This is a genomic window from Pseudoalteromonas sp. KS88 (assembly GCF_004766475.1).
Taxonomy (GTDB): Bacteria; Pseudomonadota; Gammaproteobacteria; order Enterobacterales; family Alteromonadaceae; genus Pseudoalteromonas.
The window spans coordinates 106,024-124,368 of the sequence record NZ_PYHV01000004.1; the positions used below are offsets into that span (position 1 = coordinate 106,024).

The 18,345-nt window shown below is 41.0% G+C and carries 19 protein-coding genes; 14 read left to right on the forward strand and 5 right to left on the reverse strand.

Going from position 1 to position 18,345, the window contains the following annotated elements; genetic code table 11:
• The first annotated feature begins 1 nt into the window (after position 1).
• From C7Y70_RS01670 to ung, 6 genes are read left to right on the forward strand one after another with little or no spacing between them, the layout of a single operon-like run.
• Positions 2 to 805, forward strand: coding sequence for an adenosylcobinamide-GDP ribazoletransferase (locus C7Y70_RS01670; protein WP_135473148.1), 804 nt, complete (start codon positions 2 to 4; stop codon positions 803 to 805).
• Positions 802 to 1,326: a bifunctional adenosylcobinamide kinase/adenosylcobinamide-phosphate guanylyltransferase gene (gene cobU / locus C7Y70_RS01675; protein ID WP_135473149.1), complete on the forward strand. Its 525-nt coding sequence runs from the start codon at positions 802 to 804 to the stop codon at positions 1,324 to 1,326. Before C7Y70_RS01670 ends, cobU begins: the two co-directional genes overlap by 4 nt.
• On the forward strand, positions 1,326 to 2,801 hold the full coding sequence (locus tag C7Y70_RS01680) for a cobyric acid synthase (protein WP_135473231.1): 1,476 nt from the start codon (positions 1,326 to 1,328) through the stop codon (positions 2,799 to 2,801). Before cobU ends, C7Y70_RS01680 begins: the two co-directional genes overlap by 1 nt.
• Positions 2,802 to 2,812: 11 nt before the next feature.
• Positions 2,813 to 3,412 carry a cob(I)yrinic acid a,c-diamide adenosyltransferase gene (gene cobO, locus C7Y70_RS01685; protein WP_099294869.1) on the forward strand — a complete coding sequence of 200 codons (600 nt, stop codon included), beginning with the start codon at positions 2,813 to 2,815 and terminating at the stop codon, positions 3,410 to 3,412.
• Positions 3,412 to 4,269, forward strand: coding sequence for a cobalamin-binding protein (locus tag C7Y70_RS01690; RefSeq protein ID WP_135473150.1), 858 nt, complete (start codon positions 3,412 to 3,414; stop codon positions 4,267 to 4,269). Before cobO ends, C7Y70_RS01690 begins: the two co-directional genes overlap by 1 nt.
• Positions 4,266 to 4,928 (forward strand): uracil-DNA glycosylase, encoded by a 663-nt coding sequence (gene ung / locus C7Y70_RS01695; protein ID WP_135473151.1) that lies wholly within the window; start codon positions 4,266 to 4,268, stop codon positions 4,926 to 4,928. Before C7Y70_RS01690 ends, ung begins: the two co-directional genes overlap by 4 nt.
• Before the next feature lie 46 nt (positions 4,929 to 4,974).
• Here ung and C7Y70_RS01700 read toward each other — a convergent pair whose 3' ends face one another.
• Positions 4,975 to 5,163 (reverse strand): DUF3545 family protein, encoded by a 189-nt coding sequence (locus C7Y70_RS01700; RefSeq protein ID WP_099294866.1) that lies wholly within the window; start codon positions 5,161 to 5,163, stop codon positions 4,975 to 4,977.
• A gap of 190 nt (positions 5,164 to 5,353) precedes the next feature.
• Positions 5,354 to 6,304 (reverse strand): transaldolase, encoded by a 951-nt coding sequence (tal, locus tag C7Y70_RS01705; RefSeq protein ID WP_099294865.1) that lies wholly within the window; start codon positions 6,302 to 6,304, stop codon positions 5,354 to 5,356.
• 223 nt (positions 6,305 to 6,527) lie between these two features.
• Here tal and yaaA point away from each other — a divergent pair, with 223 nt between their 5' ends.
• The 3 genes from yaaA to C7Y70_RS01720 all read left to right on the forward strand — a co-directional run bounded on the left by yaaA (position 6,528) and on the right by C7Y70_RS01720 (position 8,691).
• Positions 6,528 to 7,307 carry a peroxide stress protein YaaA gene (yaaA, locus tag C7Y70_RS01710; protein ID WP_135473152.1) on the forward strand — a complete coding sequence of 260 codons (780 nt, stop codon included), beginning with the start codon at positions 6,528 to 6,530 and terminating at the stop codon, positions 7,305 to 7,307.
• A gap of 108 nt (positions 7,308 to 7,415) precedes the next feature.
• On the forward strand, positions 7,416 to 8,324 hold the full coding sequence (locus tag C7Y70_RS01715) for a mechanosensitive ion channel domain-containing protein (protein WP_135473153.1): 909 nt from the start codon (positions 7,416 to 7,418) through the stop codon (positions 8,322 to 8,324).
• Between the two features lie 172 nt (positions 8,325 to 8,496).
• Positions 8,497 to 8,691 carry a DUF1289 domain-containing protein gene (locus C7Y70_RS01720; protein ID WP_135473154.1) on the forward strand — a complete coding sequence of 65 codons (195 nt, stop codon included), beginning with the start codon at positions 8,497 to 8,499 and terminating at the stop codon, positions 8,689 to 8,691.
• Between the two features lie 381 nt (positions 8,692 to 9,072).
• Here the strand turns inward: C7Y70_RS01720 and C7Y70_RS01725 are convergent, their stop codons facing one another.
• On the reverse strand, positions 9,073 to 9,402 hold the full coding sequence (locus C7Y70_RS01725) for a BON domain-containing protein (protein ID WP_099294861.1): 330 nt from the start codon (positions 9,400 to 9,402) through the stop codon (positions 9,073 to 9,075).
• A gap of 418 nt (positions 9,403 to 9,820) precedes the next feature.
• Between C7Y70_RS01725 and C7Y70_RS01730 the strand changes: the two genes are divergently transcribed.
• Positions 9,821 to 11,908, forward strand: coding sequence for a S8 family serine peptidase (locus tag C7Y70_RS01730; protein ID WP_135473155.1), 2,088 nt, complete (start codon positions 9,821 to 9,823; stop codon positions 11,906 to 11,908).
• A gap of 102 nt (positions 11,909 to 12,010) precedes the next feature.
• On the opposite strand, the gene srmB is transcribed toward C7Y70_RS01730, so the two are convergent.
• Positions 12,011 to 13,243 (reverse strand): ATP-dependent RNA helicase SrmB, encoded by a 1,233-nt coding sequence (gene srmB, locus C7Y70_RS01735; RefSeq protein WP_099294859.1) that lies wholly within the window; start codon positions 13,241 to 13,243, stop codon positions 12,011 to 12,013.
• 75 nt (positions 13,244 to 13,318) lie between these two features.
• Here srmB and C7Y70_RS01740 point away from each other — a divergent pair, with 75 nt between their 5' ends.
• Both C7Y70_RS01740 and C7Y70_RS01745 read left to right on the forward strand, forming a co-directional pair.
• Positions 13,319 to 14,017 (forward strand): methyltransferase, encoded by a 699-nt coding sequence (locus C7Y70_RS01740; RefSeq protein ID WP_135473156.1) that lies wholly within the window; start codon positions 13,319 to 13,321, stop codon positions 14,015 to 14,017.
• 62 nt (positions 14,018 to 14,079) lie between these two features.
• Positions 14,080 to 15,807 carry a DUF4153 domain-containing protein gene (locus C7Y70_RS01745; protein WP_135473157.1) on the forward strand — a complete coding sequence of 576 codons (1,728 nt, stop codon included), beginning with the start codon at positions 14,080 to 14,082 and terminating at the stop codon, positions 15,805 to 15,807.
• A gap of 142 nt (positions 15,808 to 15,949) precedes the next feature.
• On the opposite strand, the gene fldB is transcribed toward C7Y70_RS01745, so the two are convergent.
• Complete coding sequence (gene fldB / locus C7Y70_RS01750) at positions 15,950 to 16,471, reverse strand: flavodoxin FldB (RefSeq protein WP_099294856.1); 522 nt, start codon at positions 16,469 to 16,471, stop codon at positions 15,950 to 15,952.
• Positions 16,472 to 16,550: 79 nt separating this feature from the next.
• Here fldB and xerD point away from each other — a divergent pair, with 79 nt between their 5' ends.
• Complete coding sequence (gene xerD / locus C7Y70_RS01755; protein ID WP_135473158.1) at positions 16,551 to 17,504, forward strand: site-specific tyrosine recombinase XerD; 954 nt, start codon at positions 16,551 to 16,553, stop codon at positions 17,502 to 17,504.
• Between the two features lie 62 nt (positions 17,505 to 17,566).
• Entirely contained in the window at positions 17,567 to 18,295 is a 729-nt protein-coding gene (gene dsbC, locus C7Y70_RS01760) for a bifunctional protein-disulfide isomerase/oxidoreductase DsbC (protein ID WP_135473232.1), read from the forward strand.
• Positions 18,296 to 18,345: the final 50 nt, after the last annotated feature.

The following is an 18,345-nucleotide window of genomic DNA, read 5'->3' on the forward strand; positions in this document are numbered from 1 at the left end:
GATGACCCAAGCACGTATCACGCAATGGCAATTGCTCCAATTAGCGGTTAGCTTTTTAACCCGCATCCCGGTAAAGCTTCGTTTTGAGGTAACGTCTCAGCACTTAAATCAAGCCAGCCGCTACTTTGCGTTAGTAGGCTTAGGGCTTGGTTTAGTACATGCTTTGTTGTTTTATTGCCTGCAATTTATATTACCTGCTTCATTGTGTGTGCTGTTAGTAATGGCACTTAGCTTACTCATCACAGGCGCATTTCATGAAGATGGCTGGGCTGATGTATGGGATGGTTTTGGTGGTGGCTGGCAGGTATCGCAAAAGCTTAATATTATGAAAGACAGTCGTTTAGGTACATACGGCGCGGCGGCACTCATTATTATACTGGTGCTGAAGTATCAAAGCTTAGTGATATTAAGTGATAAGATTGGTGTGTTGTTATTTGCTATCATTGCAGGACAATGCTTGAGCCGTGTCGTTGCGACCAGTATCATTTTTAGCATGGATTATGTCAGCGAAGATGCCAGCGCAAAAGTAAAACCATTGGCTATGCATTTATCTAAAATCAGCTTAGTCACTTTATTATTAACAGCTGCGTTGTTATTTGCCGCTACGTTGATTTTTCAGCTTGTCACTTGGCAGGCACTAGTAATAATAACCCTGATTTTAGTATTCGTACGTTTGATGGTTATGCATTGGTTTAAACGCCAATTAGGCGGTTATACCGGTGATTGCTTAGGGGCAGCGCAGCAACTTAGTGAGGTGAGTATTTATATAACCCTCATTGCTATAATGACGAGTACCGCTCAATGAAACCTAAACATACCTTAATCCTTGGTGGCGCCCGCAGTGGCAAAAGCCGCTTTGCAGAGCAGTTAGCAACAAACAGCCAGCAACCCGTAATATACATTGCTACTGCACAAGGCCATGATAATGAAATGCAAGCGCGTATTCATCGTCATCAGCAGCAACGCCCAGCACACTGGAAGCTCATTGAAGAGCCAATTGCGCTTGCCGATTCAATCAAAACACATAGCAAAGCTGATAACTGCATTTTAGTAGATTGCCTTACACTGTGGCTTAGTAATTGTTTATGCCAGGATGATAACTGCTGGTCGCAGCAAAAACAGGCATTGCTTGAAGTGCTGAACACGCTTCCCGGGCAGGTTATTTTTGTCAGTAACGAAGTGGGGCATGGCATTGTCCCGCTTGGGCAATTAAGCCGTGACTTTGTTGATGAGTCAGGCTGGTTGCATCAGGCAATAGCTGCAGAGGTTGCTCGGGTTGAATTTATAATGGCAGGCTTGCCGCTCACTTTAAAAAGTAGCCAATGATGAAAACAATAATGATCCAAGGCACCACATCTGATGCCGGTAAAAGTACATTGGTTGCAGCTTTGTGCCGAGTGTTTGCCGAGCAAGGTGTAAGTGTTGCACCGTTTAAGCCGCAAAACATGGCGCTTAATAGCGCTGTAACTGAAGATGGCGGCGAAATAGGCCGTGCACAAGCGTTACAAGCAATCGCGGCAAAGGTTGCTTCAAGAATCGATTTTAATCCGGTACTGCTTAAACCTAATAGTGATACGGGTGCCCAAGTGATCATTCATGGTAAAGCGATTAGCAACATGGAAGCGGGCGCATATCACGATTATAAAAAAGTCGCGATGGATGCTGTGCTCACCTCACAAAAAAGATTAAGTAAAGAATTTGATCTGCTCGTTGTTGAAGGGGCGGGGAGTCCCGCAGAAATAAACCTTCGTGCTGGTGATATCGCCAATATGGGTTATGCCGAAGCGGTGGACTGCCCTGTTATTATTATTGCCGATATTGATAAAGGCGGCGTTTTTGCTCACTTAGTGGGTACCTTGGCATTGCTCAGTGAGTCAGAGCAAGCACGCGTAAAAGGCTTTGTGATCAACCGTTTTCGCGGTGATATTGCACTGCTACAAGGTGGTCTTGATTGGCTCGAAGAGTACACGGGCAAACCCGTGCTGGGCGTATTACCTTATCTGCATGATCTGGCCTTAGATGCAGAAGATGCGGTTGCTATTGATAACACTGTAACGCAAGCCAAAGTGAGTATTGCGGTGTTATTGTTGCCACATATTAGTAACCATACCGATTTTGATGCGCTGCGGTTAAACCCGCAAATAAATATAAACTACGTGCGCCACACACAGGCTATTCCCAATGTTGATCTAATAATTATTCCTGGCAGTAAAAATGTCATCAGTGATTTAGCCTTTTTAAAAAATGAAGGCTGGGAAGAGCAAATTAAGCGCCATCTTCGCTATGGCGGTAAAGTACTGGGTATTTGCGGCGGCTTACAAATGTTAGGCACTGATATTTACGACCCTGCGGGAGTGGAGTCAAGCACTCAGCACTGTAAAGGGCTAGCACTGTGTGACTTTACAACTCAATTAGGCGTTGAAAAAGTATTGACGCAAGCATCGGCTGTTATGTATTTGAATGGCGGCGAAGCCCAAGTAACGGGGTATGAAATTCACGCTGGCCAAAGCCGTGGCCCTGCACTTGAACAGCCTTTGCTAAAATTTACCACACACCCACAAAGTGTGACACATGATGGTTTTGTATCTAGTGATAACAGCATAGCAGGTACTTACTTACATGGCTTGCTTGATAGCAGTGCAGCAAGCCAGCTGATACTAGACTGGGTGTTACCAAGCAGTGGTATAGAACAGCATATAGATATAAACACACATCGCGAACAGCAACTAACGCGCTTAGCTGATATGTGCAAACAACATTTAGATATTCCACAAATTACTAAAATTTACCAAAACTGGTAAGGAGCAAGCAGATGAGCGACACAAATAACGACAAACACCAACAACGTCAACAAAAAGTAAAAGACAAAGTGGACGAACGCATTGCTGCGGCGCAAACAGAAAAGGGCGTTTTTCAGGTAATTACTGGCAACGGCAAAGGTAAATCTACCTCAGGGTTTGGTACAGTAACTCGCTGTGTTGGTCATGGAATGAAAGCCGCTGTGTGCCAATTTATAAAAGGCACATGGCCGTGTGGTGAGCGAAACCTATTACAAGGCGCCGGCGTTGAATTTGCTATTATGAACACCGGGTTTACTTGGGAAACGCAAAATAAAGAGTCAGATACCGCCGCTGCGCAAGCTACCTGGCAAGACGCTAAACGCATGTTGAATGACGAATCAATCAACCTTGTGTTACTTGATGAAATTACTTACATGATCACTTATGGCTACATTGATTTAGAAGAAGCGCTAGAGGTCATTGCCAATCGCCCGCCGATGCAGTCGGTCATTGTAACAGGGCGTGGTGCGCACCGTAAGTTAACAGACCTTGCTGACACAGTAAGCGAAGTACGTAATGTTAAACACGCATTTGATGCGGGTGTTAAAGCGCAAATAGGGTTTGATTACTAATGTGGGTATTAAGGCTCGCATTATTTGCTGTACTAGGCTTGGTAAGTACCAAGCTTTTGGCTGAACCTAATAAGCAACAACTTAGAATTGTAGCCCTTGCCCCGCATATAGTTGAAAACCTTTATACCATTGGCGCCGGCGAGCAAATTGTGGGAACAGTTGAATACGCTGACTTTCCAAAGGCAGCGAATAAGATCCCGCGTTTAGGCGGTCACCAAGGTATTCAAATTGAAAAGCTGTTAGCGCTTAAACCCGATTTGGTACTTGCATGGAAAACAGGCAGTAAAGCTGACGACTTAGCCTTGATAGAGCGTATGGGTGTTAAGGTCTTATACAGTGAAGCCAATGAAGTCGATAAAGTGCCACAGGAACTGCTTCGTTTAGGTAAGCTGACAGGTCGTGAAAACACGGCAAAGCATGCCGCTAATGAATTTCAGCAAAAATTAGGTGCTATTAAAGCCAAACAACATGGCAAAACCAGTGTTGCTGTATTTTATCAACTGTGGCCTGAGCCGATGATGACGGTCAGTAAAAATACCTGGATCAATCAACTTATTGAGATTTGCCATGGCAGTAATGTGTTTGCCAATAGCCGTACCGACTATCCGCTTATAAGTATTGAAAACGTTATTGTTGCTAAGCCTGAGGTGATTATTCTTCCAGAAGAAAAATCAAAAACCAAACAGCCGGTTATCGATTGGCAGCAATGGCCTGAAGTTCCCGCGGTAAAGCATAATCAATTTATACAGGTAAATGCAGATTTACTACACAGATTCACTTTTCGTATCCTTGATGGACTGGGTGAGCTCTGTGATAAAATAGATCAATCAAGAGCTGTTTTAGAGGATGTACAATGAGTCAGTGGCAAACATTTTTACAAACTGAATGCGCTAAACCTTATATGCAAGACACGTTTGCCTATGTTGCTCAAAGGCGAAGTGAAGGGGTTGCAGTTTACCCACCAGAGCAGCAGGTTTTTAGTGCCTTTAAGGCAACTGAGCTTGACGATATTAAAGTGGTTATTTTAGGCCAAGACCCATACCATGGTGAAGGGCAAGCTCATGGTTTGTGCTTTTCAGTACTGCCAGAAGTGACTAAACTGCCGCCATCACTAAAAAATATTTATAAAGAATTAGCAACCGACGTCCCCGGGTTTGAAGTCCCACAGCATGGATATTTACAAAGCTGGGCAGAGCAGGGCGTATTTTTATTAAATACCGTATTAACTGTAGAGCAAGGACAAGCACACTCTCATAAACATCTTGGATGGGAGCAATTTACCGATAACGTGATTAATTATATTAACGCTCATACTAATGACGTGGTGTTTATTCTATGGGGCGCGCATGCGCAAAAGAAAGGCAAAGGCATAGATGCAACCAAGCACTTTGTGTTAAATGGCCCACACCCATCACCGCTTTCAGCGCACCGAGGTTTTTTTGGCTGTCAGCACTTTTCTAAAGCGAATAAGCTACTTAAGCAGCAAGGTAAAGCCACCATAAACTGGCAAGTGTAAGAATTAAAAAAGGCCGTTAGCTGTTAAGCATGCGGCCTTTTTTAAATTAAAAGTCTAACTCATCAACTGCAATATCGTCTGCAAAATAGTCTAACTCCTGTAGTTCTTTGCGTAAACGTTGCTTATCTTTTAAAGCTTCGATTTCGCGCCATTTTCTCTTTTTATTTTTTTGAGAGGTCTTTTTTGTTGTGCTAGGACCTTCTAATATTTCTAAAATATCATCTAGGCTATCCATGAACTTCTCCTATTGAATTTTGAACCTCGGAAATACCTATACCACAGGCCAAACTAAAATAGAATAAAAAAGTGATATTAATGTTACAGTAATGTGATGACTATATTAATTAGATTGATTCCAGAAAATAAAAAACGCCACATAGGTGGCGTTTTATAGAGTAAGTGTTTATTTACTTATCTTTAAATAGTTACATCGCTTTAAAACGGGCTTCTAATTGCTCTTGGGCATCAGCAAATGAGCGAATACCTTCAGCTAGCTTTTCTGTCGCCATAGCATCTTGGTTGTGTAACCAACGGAATTGCGTTTCTGTAAGTGGCTCTGGCTTTGGTTCTTTAGGAATATCACTATCAAGCAAGTATTCTTGTGCGCCTTCAAGGTTGCCTAAATCTTCTAACAGGTTAGGGCTAATAGTAAGCTTATCACAACCTGTTAGGGCAATAATTTCACCTGTGTTACGGAAGCTTGCGCCCATCACCACAGTTTTATAGTCATGGCGTTTATAAAATTCAAAAATGCTACGTACAGACTGAACACCTGGGTCTTGTAGTGGATCCGTTGGTTTTTCCATGCCATTTGCAACGTGCCAATCTAAAATACGGCCCACGAACGGCGAGATTAAAAATACGTTTGCATCGGCACATGCGCGAGCTTGGGCGTCGCTAAACAATAAAGTAAGGTTACATTTAGTCCCTTCTTTTTCTAGTTGCTCAGCGGCTTTAATCCCTTCCCATGTTGAAGCGACTTTAATTAAGATTTTATCTTTGCTCACACCTTCTTTTTCATACAGGCTAAGTAAAGTGTGTGCTTTATTAATCGTTGCTTGAGTGTCAAACGAAAGGCGCGCATCAACTTCGGTAGAGATATAACCTGGTACAATTTCGCTGATTTCTTTACCAAGCAATACAGCAAAGTAGTCACATGCTAACTCAAGTTGTTTAGCGGCATCTTGCTCGGTTTCTTTTGCGTAGCTCCAAGCTTTATCAAGGTATGGCTTATAAGCTTCAATCTCGCTCGCTTTTAATAAAAGCGATGGATTAGTGGTTGCATCTTCTGGTTGATGCTTTTTGATCGCTTCAATATCGCCAGTATCGGCTACAATAGATGAATGTTGTTTTAGCCTTTGTAGAGCTGAAGTCATTTGCTTTCCTCATTCCAAGCAAGTTAAAAGAAAATCTACACCCTTAATATACTTTGTTCATACTGCAACAGTGTGACAATGCTTGATAGGTCTTATGTCCTTATCAATTAAAAAACGGCGGCGTATGAATTTTTTAAGGGAGGATTTATTTAAACAAAACGTGCTTTTCGTTTCATTTAATGTTGAAATTGACATTAAATAATTTACAAGTCAATAGCTAACTATGATCACTGTTATTTCACCTGCAAAAAATCTTGATTACGAGACGCCACCGGCAACCGATAAGTTCACTCAGCCTGAATTACTCGAGCACAGCGAAGAGCTTATGAAAGTATGCCGTGAACTAACACCTGCACAAATTGGCAGTTTAATGAAAATTAGCGATAAGCTCTCAGGGCTTAACGCAGCGCGCTTTAGCGAATGGTCGCAACCATTTACTACCGACAACGCCAAACAAGCTGTGATGGCTTTTAACGGTGATGTTTACGGTGGTTTAGACGCAGGAACTTTAACTGCCGGCGAGCTTGATTACGCACAAAGCCACTTACGTATATTGTCTGGACTATATGGCCTATTAAAGCCGTTAGATTTAATGCAAGCGTACCGTTTAGAAATGGGCACTAAGCTTGAAAATAGCCGGGGTAAAAACTTATATGAGTTTTGGGGCAGTGTTATTGCGCAAAAACTAAATACAGTTTTAGCTGAGCAAGATAGCCAGTACTTAGTGAACCTTGCGTCTAATGAGTACTTTAAAGCGGTTGATAAAAAAACCTTAAACACACAAATCATCACGCCGCATTTTAAAGACTGTAAAAACGGCCAGTTTAAAATTATTAGCTTTTACGCTAAAAAAGCGCGCGGCTTAATGGCACGTTACATCATTGAAAATAAAGTAACGCAATTAAGCCAGCTCAAAGAGTTTACAGTTGATGGTTACTACTACAGTGAAGAAGCCACGGTAAAAGAGCTTGAACCTGTATTTTTACGCGACGAGCAAAGTTAGCTTTAATGACGATATTAATTTAAAACCACGCTATTGCGTGGTTTTTTCATTTTTGGCGCTTATTTTGCAGATACCTGATTATTATTAACGATTCCTCAGGATTAATGCATGTTAAAAATACCGACTATCAGTGAAGCTGAAAAGCTAATTGAAGAAAAACTAGGGGGCTGGGTTGATATTGTAATCAGCCACATTCCTAACTTTATAGTCGCAGTGATCATCGCTATTCTTTTTTCTATTTTGGCCCGCTTTTTGGGGTCTATGATACGTAATATATTACGTCGCTCATTGGACTCAAATCAAATAGCAGATTTAATGGCCTCTATTTTTAAGATGATTATCTTGTGCGTAGGTTTGTTTGTTGCGCTGGATTTTGTTGGGCTCAAAGGCACGGTTACGTCTTTACTTGCAGGTGCCGGTATTGTTGGCTTAGCTATTGGTTTTGCGTTCCAAGATATGACAGAAAACCTGATTGCAGGTATTGCAATGGGGATACGTAAGCCCTTTAAAACAGGGGATGTAATTAAGACAGATGATGTGTTTGGCACAGTAAAAGCAATTAACTTACGTAACACCTTAGTTGAGAATTTTTACGGGCAATTAAATTTAGTGCCTAACAAAATATTGTTTCGCAACGTTTTACGTAATTACAGCACGTTGGGGGTTAGGCGTATTGAGGTACCTGTTGGGATTTCATACGGTGATGACCCAGAACACGCTGCTGAAGTTATTGTTAAAAAAATTAACGAGTTCGACTTTGTAATAAAACAAGAGGAAACTGCAGTCTACGCATCTGGATTCGGTGATAGCAGTGTAAATTTACTGGTATGGTTTTGGATTAATTACCCTGGTGAGGCTGATTTCATGACAGTTAGACACAAAGCAATTGTCGCTGTGAAACAAGCATTAGCAGAGGCTGATATAAGTATTCCATTCCCAATTCGAACTTTGGACTTTGGTATTAAAGGGGGTGAAAAGCTTGATGCAATGATCAGCGATAAACAAAAGGATGATTAATACCCCAAAGAGCTAACTGCAATGTAAAAACGCGTGTTATTTAACACGCGTTTTTTGTATTTTTTACGAGTAAGTAAGACTAATTTACACAGCATTAAAAAGCCGTACTTTGAGTGGCAGCTTTATAAAAGCTATCTACATTTAAAGTAACCTCCTTTGATATGAAATATAAATGGTTAAAAGACTCCTAGATGAGCCTGGCACTCCTTGTATCAGGCGCTGCTGCCTTGATGCTGATGATACGTGCATAGGTTGCTTTAGAACGCTCGAAGAAATACTTAGTTGGCGAAGTTTAAGTGAAGCCCAAAAGAAGCAAGTAATGGCAGAGTGCGAGGTTCGTAAAGTAAAGCGAAAGAAGTGTGACTGAGAGAATACCCAAGCCATCTCAAGATGTGAGTGTCAGTTGGAATTAAAAGTGACTTAGGCAAGGCATTAATTGCATGGAGTCGTGGTTCTATTGTTTAAGTTAATAACGCAGTATAAGTCGCTTTTAAACCAACCCTTTGGACGTTCCACAGGCATTTACTGTCATCGTTGTTAGCTCTAAAAAGGGACTGCCATTGTTATGCAAAGTAGCACCTTGATATTAAGCCCCTTGAAACGCTGAATTCTGCATTTTGAGGTGGCTTGGTTATATTGCCATAAAAAAGGTGAATAAATTCAAAGTTTGGTGATACTTATGCAATGGAGGATATAAAAAAGAGCGCCAATGGCGCTCTGAAGGGGAGGGTGCGTAATAAGTTATGTATTATTGAGTCGCTTTTATTTTAATTTTATTTTCGATAATTTTGATGCCTTGGGTGTTTTCTAAAAACTTTTGTGCAAGGGCGCGTTCAAAGCCCGTTCTTGCAAAACCGTTCAATTCAATTTTATCTTTTGAGATAACGACGTTTAACTGAGATAAGTGTAAGTTAGGGTTGGTGCTCAATTTATTAACAGCGAGTTGTTGTAATGTTGGTTGCGTGGTTGCACTGCTGATCATAATGTTGCTAGGTGCTGCCATTACTTGTGTGGTGCAAGCGAGTAAAAAAATACAACAAAATGATATAAGTGATACTGTTAATTTAAAGCGGTTCATAATTCCCTCAATTTATCTAGCCAGTCTTAGTTCATGTTATCCAAATTCCATACCAATCTTAAGTTGTTGAAAGTAAATGGTTTATCTTTTTGCTTTTATTGGTGTACGTATTTTTTACACTTCATTGAGTAAAATGGGGAGTTTTCTACACGCTAAGGTTAAAAATTCACGCAAGTAAATTTAACTTTTTATTTACATTGTTTTTGAGTATTGATTCTGATATTTAACCGATTGAAAAATAAAAGGTTAAAGTATAACTCTTTGTTTTTAATTGGAAGGTTTGAGCTCTGTAAAATCACTTAATTGAACGTCTAATAAAGAAATGGCGTTGACAGCGTTGTCTTTGCGTGTTTCCATAAAAGGGTTGTGAATTAAATGTTAATTCACAACCTTAAATTTAACATCCAAGGAATTTAAAATGAGCGTGTCTAAACTACCTACCTTTAAGATCTCTGCTTTAGCAAGTGCGATTTTACTATCTACAGCCCCGGCAGCAATGGCGGAGCAAATTGAGTCAGAGCGATTTATTGTACATTTGTCAGAAAAAACAACAGCAGTTCACACAACATTTGCCCGCAGTCAAGCGCAGGTGAACGACATGAAACGCAGTTTGATGAATAACATTGCTACAGATGTAAATGTAGAAGTTGTTCAAGCACTACCTGACATTAATGCTATGGCCGTGGTATTAACAGCTGAGCAAAAATCACGTTTAGAGCAAAGTGCCGATGTAGTGAATATCGAAGTTGACCCTAAGCGCTATTTAATGGCTGAATCGACACCTTATGGAATTACCATGGTGCAAGCAAAACAGCTTTCTGACAACCTTACGGGGAACCAGAAAGTTTGTATTATGGATACTGGTTACACGTTAAACCATCCTGATTTACCTAACACCGGTGTGACAGGCAGTGACGGCTATGGCGCTAACAACACAGGTAATTGGTTTAACGATGGTAATGGCCATGGTACTCACGTTGCAGGCACTATCGCTGCATTGGGAGGCAATGGTCAAGGTGTGATCGGAGTTAACTCATCGGGTCAACTAGGGTTGCATATCGTTAAAGTGTTTAACGATCAAGGTCGCTGGGCATATGGCTCAGATCTTGTTGCTGCAATTGGTCAATGCCAAAGTGCAGGCGCAACTGTAACCAGCATGAGTTTAGGTGGTCCTCAGTCATCTAATGCTGAGCGCCAAGCTTTTGCCAGCAGTTATGCCCAAGGGATGTTGCACATAGCTGCAGCGGGTAATGATGCCAATAGTTCACTAAGTTACCCAGCATCGTACAATGAGGTTGTGTCGGTGGCTGCAGTAGATCGCAATGGTACTAAAGCGTCTTTCTCACAATATAACGCACAAGTTGAAATAGCAGCACCGGGTGTGGGCACTAACTCAACGTGGAACAATGGCGGGTATAAAAGTATTAGTGGTACGTCAATGGCAACCCCTCATGTATCGGGTGTTGCAGCATTAGTGTGGAGCCACTTCCCACAGTGTTCTAATCAACAAATTCGTGATGCATTAAATGCCACGGCGCAAGATAAAGGCGCGCCAGGGCGTGATACTTCGTATGGCTTTGGTATTGTTAAAGCAAAAGATGCTTATGACTATTTAGCTCAATCAGAGTGTGGTGGTGGTAGTGGTGTGGATAATGCGCCTGTGGCACGTTTTAGTGCGGTGGTAAATGCTAAGCAAGTTACCTTTTCTAACGCCTCAACTGATGATAAAGGCATAAGCAGTTACTATTGGAATTTTGGTGATGGTAATTCAGCCACCAGCGAAAACCCAATTCATACCTATGCTGCCGATGGCAACTATTCCGTTACGTTAGAAGTGACTGATACGGCAGGTCAAACAAATCAACGCAGCCAAACCGTTAAAGTAACGTCGGTGGTTGGTGGTGAATGTGATGGTGTTGCATCATGGAATGCCAGCAAAGCATACCGCATTGGTGATTTGGTTGAGTATAATCAAGCTAAATACAAAGCGACTTGGTGGTCAACAGGTGCAAACCCTGCAGTATTTTCAAATGTATGGTCTCGCCAAGGAGAGTGTAAAACGGGTGGCGGCACAGTTAACCAAGCACCTAAAGCGAATTTTGATTTTAGTGTAAACGGCTTAGCGGTGAGCTTTACTAATGCGTCCACGGATGATGCTGCTGTAACGGCATATAATTGGACCTTTGGCGATGGCAATGCTGCAAACACTAAAACCCCAACGCACACATATAAAGGCGCTGGTAGCTACAAAGTTGAGCTTACTGTAAGTGATGCGCAGGGGCTAAACCACAGCTTAACAAAAACCATTACGGTGAGTGACGGCGTAACACCGCCTAATGGCTGTAGTGATCTGGCAGTATGGTCTGAATCAGCTGTCTATAACCAAGGTCAAGAGGTTGCATTTAATAGCCGCCGTTATAGTGCCAAGTGGTGGACTCAAGGTGCTAACCCTGCGGATAATTCATCAGCATGGGCTGTGTGGAAAGATTTAGGCGTATGCCAATAACACTAAATAACTATAGTTCAGGTAAAAAGTAAAAAGCCGAGGCTCAAATTAATGAGTCTCGGCTTTTTTAATAACCTTAAAAAATCAACAGATCCTAAATTATTATTTCTTTTTCTTCACTTTCGTTTTTGCTTTTTTGCGCGCTTTAATTTTAGCTGGATCTTTCACTTTTTTGATAGGCATTTTCGCTTCTTTATGCTGAGGCTCAATCCCTTTAATTACACGGCGTTTTAGCTTTTGCTCAGTGTAACGTTCAACCTTAGATAAAACAGCAATATCATGTGCTTCAACGAGTGAAATTGCGATGCCTTTTTTACCTGCGCGGCCTGTACGGCCAATACGATGAACATACACGTCAGCAGTGCGCGGCATATCAAAGTTTATAACGTGGCTAATATCAGCAACATCAATACCACGGGCAGCAACATCGGTAGCAACCAAAATTTTAGTGCGTCCACTGTGAAAGTTTTCCATGGCTTTCATGCGTTTATCTTGTGGCATTTCGCCACGCAACCATGCAGCTTTAACGCCGTTGTTGGTTAACTCACCAATTAAGGTTTCTAAACGCTCACGGGTTTTTACAAACACAATGGCTTTTGTTACATCTGGTGCATTTAAAGTGTTAACTAATAGCTCTAGTTTGTGATGATAATCATCAGCTAAATGCACCCATTGGTGGATCTTGGCTTTTTCTTTACGCGATGATTCAGCCTCCAGCAGTGCAGGGTCATTTAATATTTGCTCAGCAAACCTCTCAACACTGTCGCCTTCAAGTGTTGCTGAGAATAAAAAGCACTGACGGCGGTTCTTCGCTTCTTCACAAATGCGCATCATTTCTTTTCGAAAGCCCATGTCGAGCATGCGGTCTGCTTCATCTAAAATAAGCATCTCAACATTTTCAGCGTGAAAGTTTTCAGTTTCTAAATATTCCATTAAGCGCCCAGGCGTGGCGATGAGAATATCGTTGTTTTTTTCAAAAATTTCTTTATGCGTACCGTAGTTTATCCCACCAGTAACGACACCAATTTTTAAGTGTGTTTGTTTGGCAAGTAACTCACATTGTTCATGAATTTGATAAGCAAGCTCGCGAGTCGGTGTCATAATTAACACTCGCGCAAAACCAGGTTCACGGCGCGGGAAATCCAATAAGTATTGAATTGCTGGAATTAAAAATGCAGCGGTTTTGCCTGTACCCGTTGGCGCAGATGCTAAAATATCACGCCCTTGCAGCGCTTCAGGAATAGCTTGTTGCTGAATACTAGTAGGGGTTTCATAACCCATTTTAGCGACGGCGTTTAGTAACTTGTTATCGATATCAAAATCAGAAAATTGCATAGAGTGTCAAAAATAGAGGACAATGCAGATAATTATACGCGCTATACAGCGGTTGGTGAATGAAAAGGTGAAAAAATGTCAGGGTTTGTGTTTAAACAATTTAAAGTTGAGCATGAGCAGTGCGCAATGAAGGTATCGACCGATGGCATTTTATTGGGTGCCTGGGCTAAATTAACTCACGGCCAACGAGCGCTCGATATAGGTACAGGCACAGGGTTATTGGCTTTGATGTGTAAACAGCGAGCTGTGCACTTAGCCATAACAGCTGTTGAAATTGATGGGTCTGCTTATCAACAAGCAAGGCAAAATATTGCGCAAAGCCCGTGGCCCGACATCGCACTGTATCACCAACGTATTCAAGAGTTTGAGGCCGATTCGCCCTTTGATGTGGTGATTAGCAACCCGCCTTATTTTAATAATAGTTTAAAAGGGGATGATGCGGGGCGAAACACAGCACGCCATACAGACGATTTAAGTTTTACCCAGTTAATCACTGCTTTTAAACGCTTAACAAACACCAATGCGCTATTTAATGTGATATTACCCTGCGAAGAGGCGAAATTATTTATTGCCGATGCGTTATTACAAGGGCTTTATTTACAACATCATTGTTTAGTACAAACTAAAAAAACTAAGCCTGCAACGCGCAGCTTAATGTGTTTTGGCTATCAAGAGGTTGATTGCACACCTCAGCACTTAATTATTCATAATCAAGACGGTCAATACAGTGATGATTTCGTAAACCTATGTAAGGACTTTTACTTAAAAATGTAAGCTTTATTGAATAACAGGTACAAATAACGCACACTAACTAAAATGACTCGGAGTAAATAGATATGGATAATCAATTGCCTAAATCATTCATGATACTGTTAGCTGTGTTACAAGGGATTGCTCTAACACTGTTATATCGCAGCCTTGAAGGGGCAACATGGCCCGCCTCAGACCCGATTTGGTTTACCTCTTTGGCTACATTTGTAATCAGTTTTCCTTTACTGACGTTACTCGTTGTGGAGCAAGGTAAGATAAAAAAACTGCTTATTTATTTGCTTCCTTTTTGCTTATTGTTGTCACTATTAGGTGCATATATTGGATCTGAGCATTACCCGTTAGCATTGATTGATAATGATTGGCTAACAGCTACGTTCGTAATGACCTCTTTGGTCGCAAGTTTTAAAGCTTTAATGTATATCCAGCAGTTTATAGATAAAGAGGCGATTCATTATGCTCAGTTGTTCAAACTTTCATGGCAAAATTTTCTTTTATTTATAGAGTGTTGGTTATTTGTATTAATTTTCTGGGGCATTTTGAATTTAGGCGCTGCCTTATTTGATGCGCTGGACATTGAATTTTTTACAGCGCTATTAAGAAAAGAATGGTTTTGGATCCCTACAATTTCTTTAGCGTTTGCTTTTGCGAGTATTGTATTTAGAAGTTTGTTAAATGTAGAGCAAAGCATAGTCACATTACTGCAAGTTATAATTAAGTTTTTACTGCCTGTTTTAACCATTGTTTCTTTGGGGTTTTTAGCGACTTTACCCTTTGCAGGGCTTGAAAAATTATGGCAAACAGGCAGTGGTACTTCGTTGGTTTTATGGCTGCAATTGCTAACACTGTTTTTTATAAATACGGTTTATCAACATGCGTCATTGCAGCGCCCTTATAATGTTGTATTGCATAGGCTGATTATTATAGGTGTTGGTTTATTACCTATTTATAGCCTAATTGCAGCTTATGGGCTGTGGCTACGTGTTGACCAATATGGTTTAAGTGTTGCCAGATGTTGGGCCATTTTAATATGCTTTTTACTGGCGTGTTTTTCGTTTGGCTATTTGGTGGGGATTATTAAAAAGCGTGACGCTTGGCTCGAGGTGCAAAACAAGGTCAATATTGGCATGGGCCTTATTGTGCTGGTAAGTATGCTGCTGGTAAATTCACCTTTGTTGAATTTTCAACGTATCGCGAGTGATAGCCAGATTGCGCGCTTAAATGATGGTAAAGTGACGCTTGAAGAGTTTGATTATAATTACTTTGCATCAAATCTGGGACGGCAAGGTTATCTTGCAATGCAAGATTTGAAAGCGCAAATAAAAAACTCGCACCCAGAGCAAGTGGCAATTATTGAGCGAATGTATGTAAACCCTGATTTTGAGACTGTTAAAGAGCTTGAAACTCTCTCAGAATTTATCGAGCACAGTGTATTTTGGCCGCAGCAAGAAGCGTTTCCAGATGAACTGATTAAGGCCACTTTCGATACTCTGCATTTTAGTAATTGGGCACCTTTAAACAGCCACTCTTTTTATTTTATCGCCATTGATTTGAATAACGACAACCTGCCAGAGTATGTCTTTATTGATGAAACGAATCACTTTACAGAGGCCAAACTTTGGTTTGAAAATGACGGTGGGTGGCAACAAAAGTACATGAACACAGATAACCCAGCGCAAATAAAGTTATTAAAAACCTTATTAGAAGCAGGCAAAGTCGAAGTAGAAAAACCGCGCTATAATCATTTAAAGGTAGGCGATGTGGTGTTTAAAGTAGCTAACGATGTGCCTAATTAGTTTTAAAACCGTTTAATTTTATGGCGTTTACAGAAGTAAACGTCATCTATTTTAAAAGCCACTACATTTACTCAGTAGTTAAGGGGTTATGTGCCACCCCTTTTTGTTCAGCTTCCAGTAGAAGTTAAAATACTTCTGACTGTTACAAAGTTTCGCTGTATTCAGTCATTATTTGCTCAACCCAATTGGCAATTCTCTCATCACTGTGCTCGTACTGACTGTCTTCATCAAGCGCAAGGCCGACAAAATGCTTGCCATCAGGGGTGAGTGCCTTTGAGGCTTCAAATTCATAGGTGGCATCATTTGGCCACAAGCCTAACAAGGTAAATTCTTGGCTGCTCATTTCATCGTGTAGCATGCCTAACGCATCTTGGAACCATTGGCCGTAACCTTGTTGGTCACCCATACCAAATAGGGCGATGGTTTTTCCCGTTAGGTTAACGTCTTTAATGTCATCCCAGATTGATTCCCAATCTTCTTGTAGCTCACCAAAGTCCCATGTTGAAATACCAAAGATGATAAAATCGTAATTCTCTGCATTTTTTAGTGGCTCATCTTTGATATTGTGCAGGCTGACAATGTCTTGCCCAATGATATCGCGGATTTTTTCTGCTGCTATTTCAGTATAACAAGTTGTAGAGCCATAAAATAAACCAATTTGCATCGTATTTATCACTGTGTGTTTGCTTGATATGATAGGCTCAAGTTTACCGTAAGGTATTACTAATTGATACCTTGATTACATGGGAATAACTGTGACATCGTTAAACAAAAACAAGCCATTAGAAACACTTAATGACGTTGATAATGAGGTATTAACTAATATCGATTATTTAGAATCGTTTTTAGATAACCTCTATCTTGAACAGCATGTCAGTGAAAATACGTTATCAGCGTATCGCAGTGACTTAGATAAATTTTGTTTATTTCTTGAGGGGCAAGATTTACTCACAGTATCCGCCTTAGACATTGAAAGTTATTTAGCCCACCGAGTTGATTTAGGTTTAAAGCCACGCAGTACAGCGCGAAGTATTAGTGCATTAAAGCGCTTTTATCAGTATTTAGTGCGCGAAAAGTATTTAAGCGAATCGCCGATGGTGAATATCGCTCAGCCAAAAGCGGGCCAGACACTACCTAAAACACTTTCTGAAAATGAAGTTGAAGCATTACTTGCTGCACCTAATGTTGAAGAACCCATGGGACTGCGCGATAAAGCCATGTTAGAGCTTTTATATGCAACGGGCTTGCGGGTTAGTGAGCTTGTTGGCTTACGAATGGAGCAAATAAATCTTCGTCAATCAGTCGTGTTTGTAAAAGGCAAAGGAAATAAAGAGCGTTTGGTACCACTTGGCGAAGAAGCCATGCATTGGCTTGAGCAGTTTTTAAAAGTAGGCCGAGCGCAAATGATCAAGCATGCCACCGATTTTGTGTTTCCTTCCAAGCGCGGAGTGGGTATGACGCGACAAACTTTTTGGCATCGGATTAAACACTATGCTATTTTGGCATCAGTTGAGTCGCCTTTATCACCGCATACACTGCGTCATGCTTTTGCAACGCATTTACTAAATCATGGTGCAGACCTGAGAGTTGTACAAATGATGTTAGGGCATAGCGATTTATCAACAACACAAATTTATACCCATGTTGCCAATGAACGGTTAAAATCGGTACATCAGCAGCATCACCCGCGCGCTTAATGAAATTTTTTAGTGCAATAGCGGTCATAGTAAAGACGAATTATCAGGATATAGAGAACATGATGAAAAAGTTAGTATTAGCCGGTGCAATGTTAGGCACCAGTTTAAGTGCGTTTGCAAATGGTGTATTAGCCGTACCTGATGCCAATGACCCGATTGTGACTAAGTTTGCAGAGCTTGGAGTGACTGTAAAGCACATTAATCCAAGCCCAGTGGCTGGTTTAAAAGAATTAATCACTGATAAAGGTGTGCTTTACGCAAGCCCAGATGGTCAATTTTTAATGCAAGGCACATTAATTGATTTAAGTAATCGCAGTAATTTGACCGAGCAAGCATTAAATGGTGTTCGCAAAGAAGGGTTGTCAGATTACGAAGAATCAATGATTGTGTACAAAGCAAAAGATGAAAAACACAGCATTACCGTTTTTACCGATATAAGCTGTGGTTACTGTCGTAAGTTACACCGAGAACTTGATGACTTGCTTGAAGCGGGTATTACAGTTAAATATTTAGCATTCCCACGTGGTGGTTTACAAGGTTCTGGTTATACTGATTTAATGAATGTTTGGTGTGCTAAAGATCAACAATCAGCACTTACTGAGGCAAAAGCTGGAGCTGAAACAATGGCAGTACAAGGCTGTGCAGCACCAATCGCTGAGCACTACCAATTAGGGCAAAGCTTTGGTATTAGTGGCACACCAGCCATTATCTTAGAAGACGGTACTATGATCCCAGGTTACCAACCTGCAGCAGCGCTCAGTGCTGCACTTGAAGCGAAAAAGTCTTCATAATTAAATAAAACGTTTTAAAAAGGCCGTTTTAGGCCTTTTTTTGTTAGCTC